The 19380-nt window shown below is 43.7% G+C and carries 13 protein-coding genes, 1 tRNA gene and 1 pseudogene; 10 read left to right on the top strand and 5 right to left on the bottom strand.

Going from position 1 to position 19380, the window contains the following annotated elements; all coding sequences use genetic code 11:
* Positions 1–51: 51 nt before the first annotated feature.
* Together tyrS and BQ7997_RS14430 are read left to right on the top strand one after the other, a co-directional pair.
* A complete protein-coding gene (gene tyrS / locus BQ7997_RS14435) occupies positions 52–1344 on the top strand; it encodes a tyrosine--tRNA ligase (RefSeq protein ID WP_073346996.1) in 1293 nt (430 codons plus the stop codon).
* Between the two features lie 144 nt (positions 1345–1488).
* Positions 1489–1562: transfer RNA gene (locus BQ7997_RS14430), tRNA-Gln, on the top strand.
* Positions 1563–2079: 517 nt separating this feature from the next.
* Here the strand turns inward: BQ7997_RS14430 and BQ7997_RS14425 are convergent.
* Complete coding sequence (locus BQ7997_RS14425; RefSeq protein WP_022136630.1) at positions 2080–2571, bottom strand: hypothetical protein; 492 nt, start codon at positions 2569–2571, stop codon at positions 2080–2082.
* A gap of 484 nt (positions 2572–3055) precedes the next feature.
* Here BQ7997_RS14425 and kduI point away from each other — a divergent pair, with 484 nt between their 5' ends.
* The 3 genes from kduI (at position 3056) to BQ7997_RS14405 (ending at position 6085) form a co-directional block, all read left to right on the top strand.
* A complete protein-coding gene (gene kduI, locus BQ7997_RS14415; RefSeq protein WP_004307807.1) occupies positions 3056–3898 on the top strand; it encodes a 5-dehydro-4-deoxy-D-glucuronate isomerase in 843 nt (280 codons plus the stop codon).
* 41 nt (positions 3899–3939) lie between these two features.
* On the top strand, positions 3940–4743 hold the full coding sequence (locus BQ7997_RS14410; protein ID WP_044655860.1) for a gluconate 5-dehydrogenase: 804 nt from the start codon (positions 3940–3942) through the stop codon (positions 4741–4743).
* Between the two features lie 100 nt (positions 4744–4843).
* Positions 4844–6085 (top strand): DUF4861 domain-containing protein, encoded by a 1242-nt coding sequence (locus BQ7997_RS14405; protein WP_073346994.1) that lies wholly within the window; start codon positions 4844–4846, stop codon positions 6083–6085.
* Positions 6086–6242: 157 nt separating this feature from the next.
* Here the strand turns inward: BQ7997_RS14405 and BQ7997_RS14400 are convergent, their stop codons facing one another.
* Positions 6243–6464 carry a carboxypeptidase-like regulatory domain-containing protein gene (locus tag BQ7997_RS14400; RefSeq protein WP_044657265.1) on the bottom strand — a complete coding sequence of 74 codons (222 nt, stop codon included), beginning with the start codon at positions 6462–6464 and terminating at the stop codon, positions 6243–6245.
* A gap of 1076 nt (positions 6465–7540) precedes the next feature.
* Here BQ7997_RS14400 and BQ7997_RS14395 point away from each other — a divergent pair.
* The 5 genes from BQ7997_RS14395 to BQ7997_RS14375 are packed head-to-tail and all read left to right on the top strand — an operon-like array spanning position 7541 to position 15469.
* Positions 7541–10672: a SusC/RagA family TonB-linked outer membrane protein gene (locus tag BQ7997_RS14395; protein ID WP_073346993.1), complete on the top strand. Its 3132-nt coding sequence runs from the start codon at positions 7541–7543 to the stop codon at positions 10670–10672.
* A gap of 16 nt (positions 10673–10688) precedes the next feature.
* On the top strand, positions 10689–12266 hold the full coding sequence (locus BQ7997_RS14390; protein WP_073346992.1) for a RagB/SusD family nutrient uptake outer membrane protein: 1578 nt from the start codon (positions 10689–10691) through the stop codon (positions 12264–12266).
* A 13-nt stretch (positions 12267–12279) separates the two neighbouring features.
* Positions 12280–13161: a zinc-binding metallopeptidase gene (locus BQ7997_RS14385; RefSeq protein WP_044654061.1), complete on the top strand. Its 882-nt coding sequence runs from the start codon at positions 12280–12282 to the stop codon at positions 13159–13161.
* Between the two features lie 13 nt (positions 13162–13174).
* A complete protein-coding gene (locus tag BQ7997_RS14380) occupies positions 13175–14398 on the top strand; it encodes a DUF4302 domain-containing protein (RefSeq protein ID WP_073347440.1) in 1224 nt (407 codons plus the stop codon).
* A 6-nt stretch (positions 14399–14404) separates the two neighbouring features.
* Complete coding sequence (locus BQ7997_RS14375) at positions 14405–15469, top strand: BACON domain-containing protein (RefSeq protein WP_073346991.1); 1065 nt, start codon at positions 14405–14407, stop codon at positions 15467–15469.
* Positions 15470–15844: 375 nt separating this feature from the next.
* On the opposite strand, the gene BQ7997_RS14370 is transcribed toward BQ7997_RS14375, so the two are convergent.
* The 3 genes and pseudogenes from BQ7997_RS14370 to BQ7997_RS26055 all read right to left on the bottom strand — a co-directional run.
* A complete protein-coding gene (locus BQ7997_RS14370) occupies positions 15845–16624 on the bottom strand; it encodes a hypothetical protein (RefSeq protein WP_073346990.1) in 780 nt (259 codons plus the stop codon).
* 524 nt (positions 16625–17148) lie between these two features.
* Positions 17149–17763, bottom strand: coding sequence for a polysaccharide deacetylase family protein (locus tag BQ7997_RS14365; RefSeq protein ID WP_073346989.1), 615 nt, complete (start codon positions 17761–17763; stop codon positions 17149–17151).
* Positions 17764–17874: 111 nt separating this feature from the next.
* Positions 17875–19281, bottom strand: a pseudogene (locus BQ7997_RS26055) (hypothetical protein); the annotation flags it as partial.
* Positions 19282–19380 lie beyond the last annotated feature (99 nt).

Raw genomic sequence — 19380 nt, 5'->3', positions numbered from 1 at the left:
CGCGTATAGGATTGAAATACAATAAAAACCTAATAATTAAAGAGTAATACGATGAATTTTGTAGAAGAATTGAGATGGCGTGGCATGTTGCAAGATATCATGCCGGGAACGGAAGAGTTGCTAATCAAAGAGCAGGTGACTGCCTATTTGGGTATCGACCCGACTGCCGATTCGCTACACATTGGTCACCTTTGTGGAGTGATGATCCTTCGTCATTTCCAACGCTGCGGTCATAAGCCGTTGGCATTGATCGGTGGCGCTACAGGTATGATTGGTGACCCTTCCGGTAAGTCGGCGGAACGTAACCTGCTGGACGAGGAAACACTGAATCACAATCAGGCGTGTATTAAAAACCAACTTGCCAAGTTCCTCGACTTCGAGTCGGATGTACCCAACCGTGCCGAACTGGTGAACAACTACGACTGGATGAAAAACTTCAGCTTCCTTGATTTTGTTCGCGAGGTAGGTAAGCACATCACTGTGAACTATATGATGGCAAAAGACTCTGTAAAGCGTCGTCTGAATGGCGAAGCGCGCGACGGACTGTCATTTACCGAGTTCACTTACCAGTTGCTTCAAGGATACGATTTTCTTCACTTATATGAGACAAAAGGCTGTAAGTTGCAAATGGGTGGTTCCGACCAATGGGGAAACATCACTACCGGTGCCGAATTGATTCGCCGTACCAACGGGGGAGAGGTTTTCGCGCTAACTTGCCCGCTGATTACAAAAGCTGATGGTGGTAAGTTCGGTAAGACAGAATCCGGAAATATTTGGCTGGACGCTCGTTATACATCTCCATACAAGTTCTACCAGTTCTGGCTGAACGTAAGCGATTCCGATGCAGAACGCTATATCAAGATCTTCACTTCTATCGAAAAAGAAGAAATTGAAGCATTGATTGCCGAACATCAGGCAGCTCCGCACTTGCGTATCCTTCAGAAACGTCTTGCGAAAGAGGTGACTGTGATGGTTCATTCTGAAGAAGATTACAACGCGGCGGTAGACGCATCGAACATCCTGTTTGGTAATGCTACTTCCGACGCTTTGCGCAAACTGGACGAAGATACTTTGCTGGCTGTATTCGAAGGAGTACCTCAATTTGAGATTTCCCGTGATGCGTTGGCGGAAGGAGTGAAGGCGGTAGACCTGTTGGTCGATAATGCGGCTGTATTTGCTTCGAAAGGCGAAATGCGTAAGCTAGTCCAAGGCGGCGGCGTTTCGTTGAATAAGGAGAAGCTAACAGTCTTTGACCAGGTAATTACAACTGCCGACCTGCTCGATGAGAAATATCTACTTGTTCAGCGTGGCAAAAAGAACTACTATTTGCTGATTGCAAAATAAGAAAAGAGATAGTTGAATGACTGAAAAATCAGGTTTTGTCGGCATGAGTCTGACAAAATCTGATAAAAAAACACCGAAATATTTGGAAGTTTAGTTAGATATTTCTATCTTTGCACCGCTTTTTAACAGAAAGCACCCTGAGTTTGTCCTATGGTGTAATGGTAGCACAACAGTTTTTGGTTCTGTTTGTCTAAGTTCGAATCTTGGTAGGACAACCAAAGTAGCCCTGAAAGAGAATATCTTTCGGGGCTTTTCTTTTTCCGTAACTTCAAGACGGTTTATAAACTGCTCTCTATTTATCTATCCCTTTAATCTTAGTAAGCATTTGGTCGGTGTATGAAATATATCATATGCTATTTGTATATAATATTAACTACTCTAATAGTCATCCTATTCGAATATGAATAGGATGGCTTTTTGTTAGCAACAATATCTTTACAGTTCTATAATAAATCCGGATACAGTTTTTAATAAATAGTTGGAGGGTTTATTATAAACGGTATCCGAGTTTATTAAAAACTATTTTTGGCGGATTTCAAGATTTTATGTGAATAATATAAACAAAATGGGAGAAAATCAGCAATGGTTTTCTCCCACTGTAGTTCTTCCATACATGGAAATATATGTTTGATAATGTGCTATTATGTCTTGATTTTTATATAACTCATATTGCTTTTTCTCCTATTTTGGTTCTTCAAAGATACAAAATAAAAAGGGAAAAGTCAATAGCCGGGACTATTTAATGGTGAAAGCATAAAGCCCCATCATCATAAAAGATGTTTCCACCAGGTCGCCGGATTCTATCTGCTTGCCGAACTTGACCGGTTGTCCTTCCGCGTTCATCCAATGTGACCAGACTCCTTTTATACGTTCCGCTTTATCCAGATAGCGCACAAGCGTGAGAATACGCTTCGCTCCCTCTTTGCGGGTAATCCATCCCCGTTCTATTCCCGTCAGTGTCACCATGACACCGAAGCCGCTTCCGCCGGTAGTCAGATTCTTGTTGTTGACATTCGTGCCTGCGTGAATCATTCCGGTCTGTTTATTGGCGAATTGCCAGAAATGATTGAATGCGGCACGTTGTTCCTCTTCCAATATGATACGTACAGAGTCGGGATGGTATGAGAAGGAAGGCGTCACCCGGACGGACGCGGCATATCCTGATATGCATACGCTACACGCCAGCAGGAGACTGAATACTGTTTTCTTTAGCAGGGAGTGGTTCATAGCTTTTTATTTTTGGGCAAAGTAAAGCTTTTCTTGCTATCCGCTCAAATTCCGGACAGCGTATCGAATACGTCAGCATGAAGAAAACGGAGAATCAGACTACTATTTCTATACTACATGGATAAATAATTGTCTGATAATGTGAATATTGTATCTTGGATATGTTTCCCTGTCTTTTTTCAATCTCCAAGGTATGATTCAGGTTGGATACCATTCAGTCTGCTTCTTTATTTGATGGCTTTGTTTCGGGATACTAAAAAATCCAAAGCATATGTGCTTTTCCTTTCATTAGGTGAAAATCTCTTTCGAATCGTATTATAGTTCGTTAAAAAAGTGTACATTGCAACAATTCTGGACATTTTTGGTGGATAATTGGAACAAAATTGCAAGGTAAACCCGTTTTCTTTTGCTATTTTTGCATCGTGTACGCAAACGGTGTGCACGTAGAAAGTGAACTTATTCAATAACTATAAATAAATAAGGTATGAAAACGAACTATGAAATTCGCTATGCTGCGCATCCCGAGGATGCAAAAAGTTATGATACTACAAGAATCCGCAGAGATTTCTTAATCGAAAAGATATTTGTCCCCAATGAAGTGAATATGGTATATTCCATGTACGACCGCATGGTAGTAGGTGGAGCTCTTCCGGTAGGAGAGGTGCTGACGCTCGAAGCGATTGACCCACTGAAAGCTCCTTTCTTCCTGACACGCCGCGAGATGGGTATTTACAACGTAGGCGGCCCGGGTATCGTAAAAGCAGGCGATGCTGAATTTGAACTAGATTATAAGGAAGCCCTTTACCTGGGCTCGGGCGACCGTGAAGTGACTTTCGAAAGCAAGGATGCTGCACATCCCGCCAAATTCTACTTCAACTCACTGACTGCTCATCGCAACTATCCCGACCGTAAGGTGACGAAAGCCGACGCAGTAGTAGCCGAAATGGGCTCACTGGAAGGTTCCAACCACCGTAACATCAACAAGATGCTGGTGAATCAGGTATTGCCTACCTGCCAGCTCCAGATGGGTATGACGGAACTCGCTCCGGGAAGCGTATGGAACACGATGCCTGCCCACGTGCACAGCCGTCGTATGGAAGCCTATTTCTACTTCGAAATCCCCGAAGACCACGCTATCTGCCACTTCATGGGCGAAGTGGGCGAAACGCGTCACGTATGGATGAAGGGCGACCAGGCGGTTCTTTCGCCCGAATGGTCTATCCACTCGGCTGCCGCTACCCACAACTATACCTTTATTTGGGGTATGGGTGGCGAGAACCTCGACTACGGCGATCAGGACTTCTCATTAATAACAGATTTGAAATAAACAACTACAATAAGTTTTCCTAATTTAATAACAAAAAAATTATGAATCAGTATTTGAATTTTTCTTTGAAAGGTAAAGTAGCTCTCGTTACAGGTGCTTCTTATGGTATCGGTTTTGCTATCGCTTCTGCTTTTGCAGAACAAGGCGCTACTGTTTGTTTTAACGACATCAATCAGGAGTTGGTAGACAAAGGTATGGCTGCTTATGCAGAAAAGGGTATCAAGGCTCACGGTTATGTATGTGACGTAACAGACGAACCGGCTGTACAGGCTATGGTTGCTACTATCGCTAAAGAAGTAGGTACAATTGATATTCTTGTAAATAACGCAGGTATCATCCGTCGTGTTCCTATGCACGAAATGGAAGCTGCAGATTTCCGTCGTGTAATCGACATCGACTTGAACGCTCCGTTTATCGTTGCTAAGGCTGTTCTTCCTGCTATGATGGAAAAACGTGCCGGTAAAATCATCAACATCTGCTCTATGATGTCTGAGCTGGGTCGTGAAACTGTGTCTGCTTATGCTGCCGCTAAGGGTGGTCTGAAGATGCTGACTCGCAACATCTGCTCTGAATATGGTGAATACAACATCCAGTGTAATGGCATCGGCCCGGGTTACATCGCTACTCCGCAGACTGCTCCTCTTCGTGAGCCACAGGCAGACGGAAGCCGTCACCCGTTCGATTCATTCATCTGTGCAAAGACTCCGGCCGGCCGTTGGTTGGATCCTGAAGAACTGACAGGTCCTGCCGTATTCCTTGCTTCTGAAGCATCTAACGCTGTCAACGGACATGTTCTTTACGTAGACGGTGGTATCCTTGCTTATATCGGAAAACAACCGAAATAATACAAGATAAGATAGAAAACTAATCCGGTAAGGTGATAGAATGGCAAAGAGCATCCTCTTTTCATCTGTCACCTTATTTTTATTTAAATAAGAACCAATCATGAAAAAGATATTTATTCTGTTTGCCGCCGCTTTGATGGGCTTCGCTTCCTGTGCGGACAGCAAACAGGCGATGACGGTCACTGTGACCAATCCTCTGGCGTTGGAACGCGCCGGCGAGATGGTTGAAATACCGATGAGCGATGTAGTTGCCAGACTGAAACTGGCAGATACAGCACAGATTGTAGTGCTTGACGCCGATGGCCGGCAAGTGCCTTACCAAGTGACATATGACGAAAAAGTTATTTTTCCAGCTGCGGTGACAGCTAACGGCACAGCCGTTTATACTATCCAACAGGGCACTCCGGAGCCTTTCAACGTAATTGCTTGTGGCAAATACTACCCCGAACGTCTGGACGACGTTGCCTGGGAGAATGACCTTGGCGGTTATCGTGCCTATGGCCCTGCCTTGCAGGCAAGAGGCGAACGCGGCTTCGGCTATGACCTATTTACGAAGTACAACACCACGGAACCGGTTCTTGAAAGTATGTACGCTGAAGAACTGAACAAGGAAAAGCGTGCCAAGATAGCCGAACTGAAAAAGACAGACCCGAAAGCGGCAGGAGAACTGGGACGTTCCATCTCTTACCATATCGACCATGGTTACGGAATGGACTGCTACGCCGTAGGCCCTACATTGGGTTGCGGTACGGCTGCTTTGATGGCAGGCGATACCATTATCTATCCTTACTGCTACCGCACACAGGAAATCCTTGATAACGGCCCGTTGCGTTTCACCGTGAAACTGGAATTTAATCCGTTGGTAGTTCGTGGAGATTCCAATGTGGTGGAAACGCGTGTCATTTCTCTGGATGCAGGCTCATACCTCAATAAGGCAGTAATTTCGTATACCAACCTGAAGGAAGCCATGCCTGTAACTACCGGGCTTGTCCTGCGTGAACCGGACGGTGCAGTTGCAGCAGATGCCGCAAACGGCTACATCACTTATGTTGACCCTACGACCGACCGGAAAGGTGGAAACGGCAAGATATTTGTCGGCGCCGCATTCCCTGCGCAAGTAAAAGATGCTAAAGTAGTTCTTTTCTCGGAAACGGAGAAAAAAGAGCGCGGCGGAGCGGATGGTCATGTACTGGCTGTCAGCGAATATGAGCCGGGTTCTGAATATACTTATTACTGGGGTTCTGCTTGGGACAAAGCTGCCATCAAGACGGCAGATGTATGGAATAAATATATGGCTGAGTATGCTCAAAAATTACGTGCTCCGCTTTCGGTAGCATATTAGTATCTGATATAAGAGCTGAAAATAGTAGAAAAGTGGGGATTCCTGTAATTATATGGGAGTTCCCATTCTTTTTTAGTAGAAATAATCTATCGTGTGGTTGCTAGACAGGAGTGAAGGGGAGAGTATATATTTGTTGTGCGGGTGTGTTGGGAGGTGGTTAAGTTCTAGCAGAACTTGGTGCATTGCTGATAGTGAACTTTCCATCCATGTTGGTAGTAGTTCCTATAGACGTGCCTTTTACTAGTACGGATGCCCCTACAACAGGCTGGTTGTCCTCTTCCGAAATGACAACACCTGTGATTGTTTTAGGTGTTTGGGCGATCGCTAGACCAATTCCTGCCAATAAGCAGGCCAATAACAACACAAATCTTCTTTTCATACGCTCCCTCAATATTTAGTTAATATAATAGTTGTCTATTTGCTTGTATACTTTTTGCAAAAATAAGCACATTTTATTAAAAACAAAGCAAAACAATAAAAAAAATATCAATTTAGTTGCAAGATAATTTGAAATACGAGTGGTGAACATCCTTTTTCAAAGGAAGCGGACAGGTTGTTTTTGATAACATATTGCTATTATTAATAAGGTGTATTACTATATTATGGAAATAAATAGTACATAGTGATATAAAAAAACGGGGTTAATTATATAAAAACTAGTATTGATATTTTCAAAAGAACTAAAATTTAACAAACAGCAAAGAGGACAAATTAGGATGAAAAATAGCTACTTGAGACATTAAAGACATTTCCTTAAATATGAAAATAAGCAATAAAAATATGAAGGGTTTTAAATGGTAGTAAAATAAGGGTATTTCTGTCATTATGCAATATAAACACAATTATGGGTAACATGTGCTTTCCCGAAAATATCCGGTATATAGAAAAAAAGGCCAGGATATATACATTGGAGACGTTGGACATATATACACTGCCTGTCAGACATATATGCCCAACACATTGGATATATATATCCAACACTTCAGCAAACTACATCCAACATGTTGGCAAGTAATAGCCAACCTGCCATTTCCCCTTTTAAAGGTTATCAGACCTTAATTTCCTGTCATACACTTGTATGGAAATAAGAAAACGGAGCTTTTATTTTCATTTTTATGCTGATAAAGGACTGGAAGAATTATAAAATAGTTTTTTATTTTCTAGTTGCTACCTATAAATAAATGGGATAAAACTAACAAATAAAACGAGTATTGAAGATTTTACATTCCCATTTCACACATAAAACAGATATTCTTATTTTTATTGATATAATAATTGACAGTTGACATACATCATGCATTTTCCTATCTCCGAATCCTTGCGTTTTTATCATTTATATCGTACTACTTCCAAAATATTTGCATGCTGAAGAGAAGTGAATATCATTTTGACAGTTTTATGTTTGGGTTATTATATTGACAATTATTCCCGAATTTGTAAAACAAACATTCTTTAATATTAAGTTCTGCTAGAACTTTGAAAATTAGCTATATCGGTATGAAAACGCAAGAAGTCTCCATTAAACCGGGGACGATGAAAGTTGTAATGAAACCCGATGCAGAAGTATTGCAAGAGGTTGTGGTCACCGGTATGCAGAAAATGGATAAGCGATTGTTTACGGGAGCAGCGACTAAGATTTCGGCGGAAAATGCCAAATTGGACGGTCTTGCAGATGTCAGCCGAGCCCTGGAAGGACGTGCAGCCGGTGTATCTGTTCAAAATGTGTCAGGAACATTCGGTACAGCACCGAAGATTCGTGTTCGTGGCGCTACTTCCATTTATGGTAGTTCAAAACCTCTGTGGGTAGTAGACGGTGTCATCATGGAAGATGTGACGGAAGTAGGAGCTGATGATTTATCTTCCGGTAATGCAGAAACATTGATCAGTTCGGCCATTGCAGGTTTGAATGCCGACGACATTGAGAGTTTTCAGATATTGAAAGACGGCTCAGCTACTTCCATTTACGGTGCACGGGCCATGGCAGGTGTTATCGTAGTCACTACCAAAAAAGGAAAAGCCGGAACAAACAAAATCAGTTATACCGGTGAATTTACGATGCGCCTGAAGCCTCAGTACCGGAACTTCAACATTATGGATTCTCAGGAGCAAATGAGTGTATACAGGGACTTGGAAGCAGCCGGTTACCTGAACTTTTCCGATTCGTATCGTGCCTCCAACAGTGGGGTATATGGCAAAATGTATCACCTCATCAACCAGTATAATGCGACAAACGGGACTTACGGATTGGAAAATACACCGGAAGCACGCATTGCCTTCCTCGAACAGGCGGAATACAATAACACGGATTGGTTTGACTTGTTGTTCGACAACAACATATCCCAAAGCCATGCCGTCAGTATGTCCACTGGTACGGAAAAGGCATCCTATTACACCTCACTTAGTGCCATGATAGATCCGGGATGGTCAAAGAAGAGCAAGGTTTCACGCTATACCGCCAATATCAATGCACTCTACAATGTTTCGAAACAAGTATCATTGAATCTGATTGGTAACGCTTCTTATCGTAAACAGGAAGCGCCGGGAACCTTGGGTTCGCAGTCGGACCCTGTAAACGGAGAAGTGAAACGGGATTTCGACATCAATCCCTATTCGTTTGCGCTGAATACTTCACGCACAATGGATTCCAATGAGTATTATGTACGTAATTATGCCCCGTTCAATATCTTTAATGAATTGGAAAATAACTATATGGATCTCCATGTAGTAGATATGAAGTTTCAGGCAGAGTTGAAATGGAAACCTGTCCACAAAGTGGAACTGTCCGCCCTGGGTGCTTACAAATATTCTACTACAACCCAAGACCATTACGTGAAAGATTACTCCAATCAGGCATGGGCATACCGCGCTATGGATGATGCCACGATGCAGAAAGCCAATCCGTGGCTATATACCGATCCTGACAAGGTAAATACACTTCCGGAAAGTGTGATGCCCGTCGGTGGCTTCTATCGCGAAACAAAATATGCGATGAACAGTTTCGACTTCCGCGGTACCGTAAGCTACAACGACGTCTTTAACGAAGACCACATCCTGAACGCCTTTGGAGGTATGGAAGTGAACTCCACTAACCGTAACAAAACTTGGTTCAACGGAGTAGGTATGCAATATGGCATGGGACTATTGCCGGCTTACGACTATCTCTATTTCAAACAAGCGAACGAGGAGAATTCTAATTATTATACGGTGGATGAAACCCGTTCGCGGGAAGTGGCTTTCTTTGGGACAGCAACCTACTCATACAAAGGCAAATATACCATCAACGGCACGCTTCGCTATGAAGGGTCCAACAAACTGGGAAAAAGCCGGGCTGCACGCTGGCTTCCTACATGGAACGTATCCGGCGCATGGAATATGCACGAAGAAAAATGGTTTGAGAGCCTGCGCCCCACACTCTCCAATGTCACACTGAAAGCCTCCTACTCACTGACGGCAGACAGGGGGCCGGCTAATGTCAGTAACTCGCTGGCAATTATCAACAGCTATAACCCGTGGCGACCCACCGCAAATGTTCAAGAGTCCGGACTGCAAATTAAAGAGCTGGAAAACAACGGACTGACTTATGAAAAAAAGCATGAACTGAACATAGGAGCCGATATAGGTTTCATCGACAACCGTATCAATGTAGCCTTTGACTGGTACCGCCGTAATAACTACGACCTGATAGGCATCGTAAATACAGTAGGTGTAGGAGGGCAGATTTCCAAGTATGCCAACATGGCCAGTATGCGGTCGCATGGAGTGGAATTTACCTTGTCGACACGTAACATCGTGACGAAAGATTTCAAATGGAATACGGATTTTATCTTCTCCAAAGCAAAAAATAAAGTCACCGACCTCAAATCCAATTCTACCATTATGGAAATGATCAGCGGCAGCGGATTCGCTTTGGAAGGTTATCCGGTGCGCAGCCTTTTCTCAATGGATTTCCAAGGACTGAACGAAGAGGGTGTACCAACGTTCATCAATGAATCCGGTGAACTGACCACAAGTAACATTAACTTTCAAGACCGTGACCACAAATCCCATTTAGTATACGAAGGCTCTACCGACCCCACCATCACCGGTAGCTTCGGCAACGTGTTCTCTTACAAAGGGGTCAAGCTGAATGTGTTCATCACATACTCTTTCGGCAATGTGATACGTCTGGATCCGGCTTTCCATAATAAATATTCGGATTTGGACGCTACACCGAAGGAATTCAAGAACCGTTGGATGACTTCCGGAGACGAAAAAACGACCAACATTCCATCCATTGCCGATAAACGGATGAACACGAAAGATACCCGGCTAAGCCGCGCTTACAACGCATACAACTATTCTACCGAACGGATAGCAAAGGGAGACTTCATCCGTATGAAAGAAATCTCATTATCATATGATTTCCCCAAGTCATGGGCAAATCGGGTAGGGCTTTCTACAGCTTCACTGAAACTTCAGGGTACTAACCTATTCCTGATTTACTCGGACGACAAACTCAACGGACAAGATCCGGAGTTCTTCAATACCGGTGGTGTAGCCGTACCTATGGCTAAACAATTTACTTTGACTTTAAGATTAGGAATTTAACAGGAGACAATACATTATGAAAAAGAATAGACTTTATATCCTGCTGGTTGCTTCAATGTCGGTATTCGTGTCCTCATGCAGCGATTTTCTTGACACGGTGCCCGACAGCCGCACGGAAATTGACAAAGGTGACAAGATCACCACCTTATTGGTATCCGCCTATCCGGACAGATCACCGTTTTTCATGGCGGAAATGTCATCTGACAATGTGATGGACAACGGCGCCCGATTTGATGACATGAAACTACAGGAAGAGATATATTTGTGGGAAGATCCCACGGACAGGGAGTCCAGTGATTGCCCTTACGATCTGTGGGAATCATGCTACAAAGCCATTGCTTCGGCCAATCAGGCACTGAAAAGCATTGAAGAATTGGGAGACCCCGACAACTTGTCCGCCCAGAAAGGGGAAGCTCTGGTGTGTCGGGCGTATGCGCATTTCGTACTGGCAAATATTTTCTGCATGCCCTACAATCCGCAGACAGCAGACAAGGAGTTGGGAATACCTTACTGCACAACACCCGAGAGAGAGGTATTCGCCCCATATGAACGAGGCACATTGGCACAGACGTATGAACAAATAGAACAGGATATCACAAAAGGATTACCCTTGATCAGGGATGCCATCTACAGTATTCCCAAATACCATTTCAACAAAAAAGCAGCCAATGCATTCGCCGCGCGATTCTACCTCTTCTCCCAAAAATGGGACAAAGTGATAGAACATGCCGATGCCGTATTGGGAAGTAACCCCGTCACCTCTCTGCGCCACTGGACGGAAGACTTCGGAGAGTTGAGCCAAGTGGAGGATATCGCATCCAAATATATTTCGGAGAAAGTAGCTGCCAACTTGTTGATATCCCCGGTTTATTCGGAATGGGCCTACATAGCCGGACCTTACAGCATATACGAACGCTATGCCCACGGGAGAGAGATATTCAGTGCGGAAACGATCGATACCAACGGTCCCTGGAGTTGGAGAGGAGGTTCAGGTTTGCTATACTTCATTGGCGCCAACCAGCAAAAGAATCCATTCCCGAAGATGATAACGTATTTTGAATATACGGACAAAGCAAACGGTATCGGATTCAATCACGCGGTAAATGTGACGTTCAGCGGTGACGAAACACTTCTTTGTCGCGCGGAAGCCTATGCGGTGGGAAAACATAACTATGCACAGGCATTGGCCGACATCAACCAGTGGATTGTATACAACAGCGATATGAGTCAAGATACGGGAAGCGACCTGACGATATCTGCCTTAAATGAATATTACGACGCCCTTCCGTATGCTCCCGCAAAAATCGATTCACGTGATCAACGGAGTGTAAAGAAGACACTGAACCCTGAAGGATTCACCGTAGCAGCCGGAACGGAAGAGAACCTCGTTCAACTGATTCTGCAGTTGCGCCGACTGGGTGGAATCCAAGAGGGAATACGCTGGTATGACCTGAAACGTTATGGCATTGAATTTTCTCACAACCACGCCACAAGCTCGTCTACCGTATTGAAAAAAGACGATCCGCGGCGTGCCATCCAATTGCCTCAAGAGGTTATCAACGCGGGAATGCAACCTAATCCTAGAAACAATTAAAAAGAGAATACGTATGAATTATTTTAAATATATTACTTTAATCCTGTTTGCCATTTGCGGGCTAAGTGCTTGCAGTGAAGACGACTTGAACGACCGGAGTATCTTTGAAGGTACTGCCATCCAAAGAGCAGAATTCGACAACTGGTTACTGAACAACTACGTATACCCCTATAACGTAGACTTCAAATACCGGCTGGAAGACCATGAATCCGACCAAAAATATAACTTGGTGCCGGCTGAATTCCGCAAATCAGTAGCCATAGCCAAGTTGGTGAAGTTCCTATGGATCGACGCTTACATCGAAGTGATGAACAACGACCGGGAATTCATCTGCACATACGGTCCGAAGATGATTCACTTAATTGGTTCTCCGGCTTATGAAGAAGGACAAATTGTGCTGGGTACGGCAGAAGGCGGATTGAAAGTCACGCTATACAACGTCAATGCTCTCAATCCGGACAATCCGGACATAGAAGTGCTTAACTTCTGGTACTTCAAGACCATGCACCATGAATTTGCGCATATATTGCACCAGACAATAGAGTTTCCACAGGAGTTTTACGAAATATCCACCGGTAAATATACGGGGGGAAGCTGGGTAAACTACACAGATAAACAAGCCTTGGAGAGAGGATTCATCACAGCTTATGCCAGCAACGAAGTGCACGAAGACTTTGCCGAGACGATAGCCAACTTTGTCACTCACGATAAGGCTTGGTGGAACGAACAGATTGAGACTGCCGGTGACGGAGCCGCCTACATCGAACAAAAGCTGGAATTGGCACGCACCTATATGGCAGAAACATGGAACATTGATTTGGACAGTCTGCGGGACATCGTCCAACGGCGTTCTTCGGAAATTATGAACTTGGATTTGGTAAACCTGAACGATTAAAAGCATGAACTATATGAAACATTTATACAAAATTAGCCTTCTGCTGGCCGTCTTTGCCTTTGCGGCATGTTCTTCCGAAGTGGACGACTTGTTTAACAAGACGGCATCCGAACGCATCAGCGAAGCCATCAAAGAAGACTTGAACATATTGCAAAGCGCCAAAAACGGATGGGTGATTGAATATTACCCGTCTCCCACTAAGATGTATGGAGGATATACCATCCTGACTTCTTTCGACGATAAGAAGAATGCGACAGTGTCGTGCGACCTCTTTGCCAGTGACAAGAAAGTGATCAGTCAGTATGACGTAAAGCAGAGCACAGGTCCGACGTTGACTTTCGATACGTACAATGAGATATTCCACCTATTCTCCGAACCTCTCAATAATTTCGGCATCGGTAGTTCGGGTAAAGGAATGGAGGGGGATTATGAATTCCTCATTCTGGAGTGTACTCCGGAGAAAGTGACGCTCAAAGGTAAAAAGACCGGGACAACGATGTTGATGACTCCACTGCCTGAAAACAAAACATGGAAAGAGTATCTGGACGAAGTCAAGGCAGTGACCAAAGAAGCCTCTCCTGCCCTGTATGACGTAAAAGTAGGAGCTGAAAAGAAATATGATGTGGAACAACTGTACCATAAATTTGTGCTAACCCACGAAGATGGCACACAGGAAGATCTTCCGTTTGTCTACACCCCGGATGGAATCAAGTTCTACGAACCGATAGATTTGGGTAATGCACAGATGCAGTCTTTGACCTGGGATAAAGAAAGAAAGGCTTACGTTAACGGAGATATAGCCATGGAAGCCTTCATTCCGGAAGGATATAAGCTATACGATGAATACTTGGGAACATATCTGTTTTATTACAACGAGACGAGAGAAGTCACTCTTAGCCGTGTAGAAAACGATCCTTTCAACACACTCTATACCATGACAGGATTTCCCAACGACATTCTGATGACTTATGATGCCGCTTACGGCAGGATAGCTCTTCTGACACAGCCTCTGTACGGTAGCGTTTATCTGTGTGTCTGGGGATTAGATACTACTCCTGGCGGAAGTCTTACCAATCAGTCTGGAGCCGGAATGGTTGGCATCAATGACGAGAATGGTGTCATCAACTTTAAAGATAACGGAGTATGGGGCAATACAGATTCATTCATCGCCTATGACTTCAAGTCATATCAAGCTATTTTCCGAATCCCTTACGTAAAAAAAATGGTTAAACAATAAAAGGTTATGAGAATAAAGAATATATATACATTATGCTTGGCGTTGTGTAGCTTATTAGTAGTAGTTGCATGCTCTGAAGAAGATAATGACCATCTGATTCCTACGCCGAAATTTGAGATAACCCAGTCCACCAACATTGATTTGTCGGCTAAGGGTGGTGAAGCAACCGTAGAATTTATATCGGAAGGTGCAGAAATAAAAGCCAGTGTTGATGCTGGCTGGTGCCGAATAAAGGAGATTACGGGCAATAAAGTGATAGTAACGGTAGACGTGAATGCAGGATATCCGAGCCGTACCGCCGCCATCATATTGTCGGATGGCCAAACAAACCGGAAAGTAGCCATTTTGCAACAAGGTGCCGTGTGGATCTATAATCAAAACGAAACAACGCTATTTGTAAGAGACATTGCAGGTGACGTGTTTGTGGAGACATCCGGAACGTTCCCTATTGAGATTGATATTCCTGAAGCTGCCAAGCAATGGATAACAGGAGAAATGACAGATACCGGATTCAAGCTGTCCGTGCAGGAGAATGCAACAGACAGCCGCCGCACTGTCTCCTTCAAGGCCAAGATGAACAATCGTGAAGTGGAATATACAGTCATACAATGCTGCGTTGCCGATTACGTGGGTACATGGGAAGGAAAAACACAAGTTATAGGAGAAGACTTCGGAATTTCCGGTTTGTTCTCATTAGCCGGCACAACAATTGAGAAGAGCGAGACGGAGGGTGAATATCTAATTACCGTTCCAATGGATATGCTTGCAGAGGGTCTAACGATGGAATTGACTGCCGTTTATGACAAAGGCGAATTTCTAGTTACCACTCCTCTTCCCCAAGATATAGGCATAGGCGGTGGAGTGAACGGATCCGTCATCGCTGCCAGTCAGGATGGAGATTTATATTTGAAGGCAACGATTGCTCTTGTTCCCTCCATCAAAAACGGAGTGGTTACGCTGACTTATGACGATGCGGGCTTATTCTTTGTCATCGGATTTTTCAAAGGCAGCAGTTATCAGGGACACCCGATTCTGTTCCCCGTTTTTACGATGCAAAAGTCCTTGAAATAACATGTTTTGAATAGTATAAAGCGAGCGCGCTTAAAAAGCTAAATCATATAATGACCCTTAAGGAAGGTTTAGCTTTACATTAATTATTTCGAAACAGCCGTTTTGTGATAAAACGGCTGTTTCTTTTTAGTACGCCCAACATGGGCGTACGTTTTGGGGTGCAAATTTCTCATGAACTCGGATAGTAGGATTCTGTTTCAGGACATTCTTGCTTTACTTATAAATTAAAATATGAGATATCCATAACTTTTATCTAATATTGAGCTATTTGCGGAATATCTCCAATAGATAATCTCTCTTGAGTTATATGGTTTAGTTTAACTTTTGTGAGAAGGTGCGTTTGATTGAAAATGTGCCTTCTCTTTTTAATGTCTATCAGTCGTTTTCAATTTCTTTGAATTTGAATATTTCCTCCTCATTCTCAAGTATATATCGTAGACATCTATGAAATTCTTTCTTTATTGTTGGATTTAGAAACTCACTCCAGGCAGGATTCTCTTCATATCTGAGAAATGCAAATAGCGCTAATGAATAAGCCCATTCGTTGTGATTTAAATAGCCGGACGTACTATATGCCCACCTGTCGTATTCTTGAGAAAATTGGAAGGAAGCATTTGATGTAAAAACCCCGAATCCAAAGAATACTGTTGCAAGGTCTGTCATGTATTCGTCGTTTTCTTCCATTTTCTTTTCTCCTAATAGCTTGATGTGGCATAATTCATGGGCAAGAGTGGCAATTAATGCTTCAGGATTTCTCAGGTTTATTTCATTGATGGAAATCTCATATTTTCCATTTTCATTTTTATCAAAGTATAATCCTGATGTATGTTCTTCCTCAGCAGGATTTTCCAGGAAAATAGGAGTCGTTCCTGTATTTAATTCCGTCATTCCTTCCATATAAAAATCCATTTCAATCTCATCAGGGTTTATTTGCATGGCTTCAGAAACTATTCTCAGGGCTTCTATCACATTTGTTTTTGATTTATTCCATTTTATTGGAATATCGTCTTCGGAAGGTAAAAAGATTTTTCTCTTGTCTAATGAAGGCTCAGGGAAGAAGTCGATTAGGCAAAGTATATTATTTTCGAAATACTTTCGAAGTGTATAATCTAATGGTTCATATGTCTTCTTCGACTTAAAGAGTTTACTAAACATCGTTCTTCTTTTAAGGAACTAAAGGATTGGTAATTATCGCTGATAAAATTACTGAATGTTTCTTGAATAACCAATGATTGTTACTTGAAATCTTTGCTTTTTTCACTTTTTATCTTTCTGAAAAAGAAAGAAATCGGTAAAAGTTTCTTTTCTGGAAAGAAAGAATTGCTATTATCATTAGGATAATGATAAATTAGTTTCACGGTGTTTTTACTGAATTCCCACTTATACAACCGACTCACCACCTGGAGGCTTTCTGCGAAAGAGTCCTATGCAAATTTATAAAGAAATAAGTTTGGAGGGGACGATAATGATACATGACTTTTTAAAGATACACTATTTTGCTGTTTTTTTGTCCTTTATTGAATGAATGTGCGTCACGATGACGGGATGATGGCTAGAACGGGAATCTTTCGGATTTGAGCCGGAAAGTGGCTTTAAATAAAGAAAAGCCGGGGCGTAAGGCTTCGGCTTTTATATTTTCTCGAATTCTCTTGCGAGAAAGGGGGCTTTATTCTTGCAGGTCAGAATACTTTAAACTCATATCCTTCCTCTTTCAGGAATTCGATGGAGCGGGGTAGTGCATATTGCAGGTTTCCGTTATTCCAGGATTTCAGGGAGTCGTGGAAGGTGATGATGGAACCGTTGCGGGCATACCGCTTTACGTTGTTCAGTACCTGTTCCGGACGCATCCGCTTACTGTAATCGCGGGTCACGAGATCCCACATGATGATGCGGTAATGATAGCGCAACGTATAATACTGCCGGAATCCCATATGTCCGTGTGGCGGACGGAAAAGGTCTGAATGGATAATTTCATCCACTTTCCGGGCGTTTGCCAAGTAATCCGGGTTGGAATATTCGAATCCGCGGATGTGGTTGAAGGTGTGGTTACCGATGCGGTGTCCGTGTCCCACTACCATCCGGTATTCATCCGGGTGTTTGCGTATATTATCGCCTACCATGAAGAAGGTAGCTTTGATAGAATGCTTTTCCAGTACATCCAGTACCCAGGGAGTAACTTCGGGAATAGGACCGTCGTCAAAAGTCAGGTAGACTGCCCGTTCGTTCGGGTCCATACGGAAGATTGCTTGTGGATACAACGCCCGTAAAAGCCAGGGTGGTTGTTCTATAAACATTGAGCTTGTGATTTTTTTGAGTATCAGGTATCAGGCATTAAGTATTATTCCGTGCGGAAGAGCTGGTTAAAAGCTGCGATTCATACTTGATACCTGATACTTTATACTTACTTATTTCCCTTTCATTCTCGTAACATACTCGTTGTATAGTTGGTCGAGCTGTTCGGAGTAGTGTTTTGCGAGTTCTGCTGATTTGTATTTCTCCATCAGGCGGATTTCGGCGTCAAGCAGGCTGGCGTTATATACGAAATTCTCGCTGGCAATGGCAAGTTGGCTATCAGTCAGGCTGAGATACCAAATCATGTATTCGAGCGACTTGTTGGCAAGTTCGTCGATAATCTTGTTGGCCTTCTCGGTTTGTTCCAGTTGATAATAAGATTCTGCCATTTGGAAAGCGCCGTTCGCCCAGTCGTACGGTACGTTGTAGGCTGGAATCATCTTTTCGGCATAGTCAAGGGCTGCAAGAGCCTTGTCTTTCTTGCCTTCTTTGATGAGTTGTCCTACGAGCTGTGTGAAGACACGGCGGTGTGTGTAGCACATGCGCATTACGTTCTCGTCGATATAGATACCCGGTTTGTCGATGCCACCGAACTTGAACTTGTTCATCAGGTTGTCGTACATCTTCTCACTGTCTATCTTGCTGTCGAGTTTGTCCGTATCGAACGGCGTGAAACGGTAGGCAAGACCTTCTTGTGTGAAGTGGTTGCCCATGCCGAGGTGGTTCTCGCTGCCTACGGTGATTGCCATGTAGATAGGACGTTCCCAGTTAGCGTTGGCAAGCATTTCGAGCATCATCAGTTCACTCTTGTAGAGGGCGCGTTTCGGGTTGCCGTTGGCGTCTCTCAAGGTGATGGTCATGTATTCGGGGATGGAGTCGCCCAATGCTTCCGGTATCTTCATGCCGGAGCGGCGTACGGCTTCCTTGTCTATCTTCATTACGATGCTGTCCGTAGGGATAAGCGGTAATTGTATATCCTTGCCGGACTTTTTGAGAAGCTCCTTCAACTGGTCGTTCTTGCCAAGCATCCAGCGGTTGATGATTTCCTTCAGTTCATAAGGATTCTCGCCGAAGATGGAATGAACGAGCGACAGTATGGTCGTGTCTCCCTGTGCAGCCAGTTCATTGGCTTGTTTGAAGTAGCTGTCGATGAGGGCTTTCATTTCCGGGCGGATAGAGATATACTCATTCTGTCCTTCTACGTACTGCACACGATCCCAGGTGATAGGAAGCGATGGAGAATCGTATGCCGGACGCTTCATCTGGTCGATGTACCAGTCGGTTTGCAGATAGCTCAGGTTGCAGGTACGGGCATCCGTGCGGAAGCCTTCCGTTTCCTGGTTGTACCACAATGGGAAAGTATCGTTGTCACCGTTGGTGTAGATTATCGGGTTGCCTTCTTCCTGCAAGGTCATTAGGTAGTTCTGGCCGAAGTCGCGGGCTACGAAGCGTCCGCTACGGTCGTGGTCGTCCCAGGTTTGGCTTGCCATTTGTATGGGGACAAGCAGACAAATGATGGAAAGGCTGCACGCCATTGCCGCAGATGGCTTGTATGGAACGTAGGTTTCGTACAGAGAGTCAAGTTTATGTTGCAATTCCGCTTCTTCTTCCTCTGTAAT

This window comes from Bacteroides congonensis, assembly GCF_900130125.1.
Classification (GTDB): Bacteria; Bacteroidota; Bacteroidia; order Bacteroidales; family Bacteroidaceae; genus Bacteroides; species Bacteroides congonensis.
The sequence above is the reverse complement of the archived record's forward strand: the minus strand, read 5'-3'. Positions and strand labels throughout refer to the sequence as shown.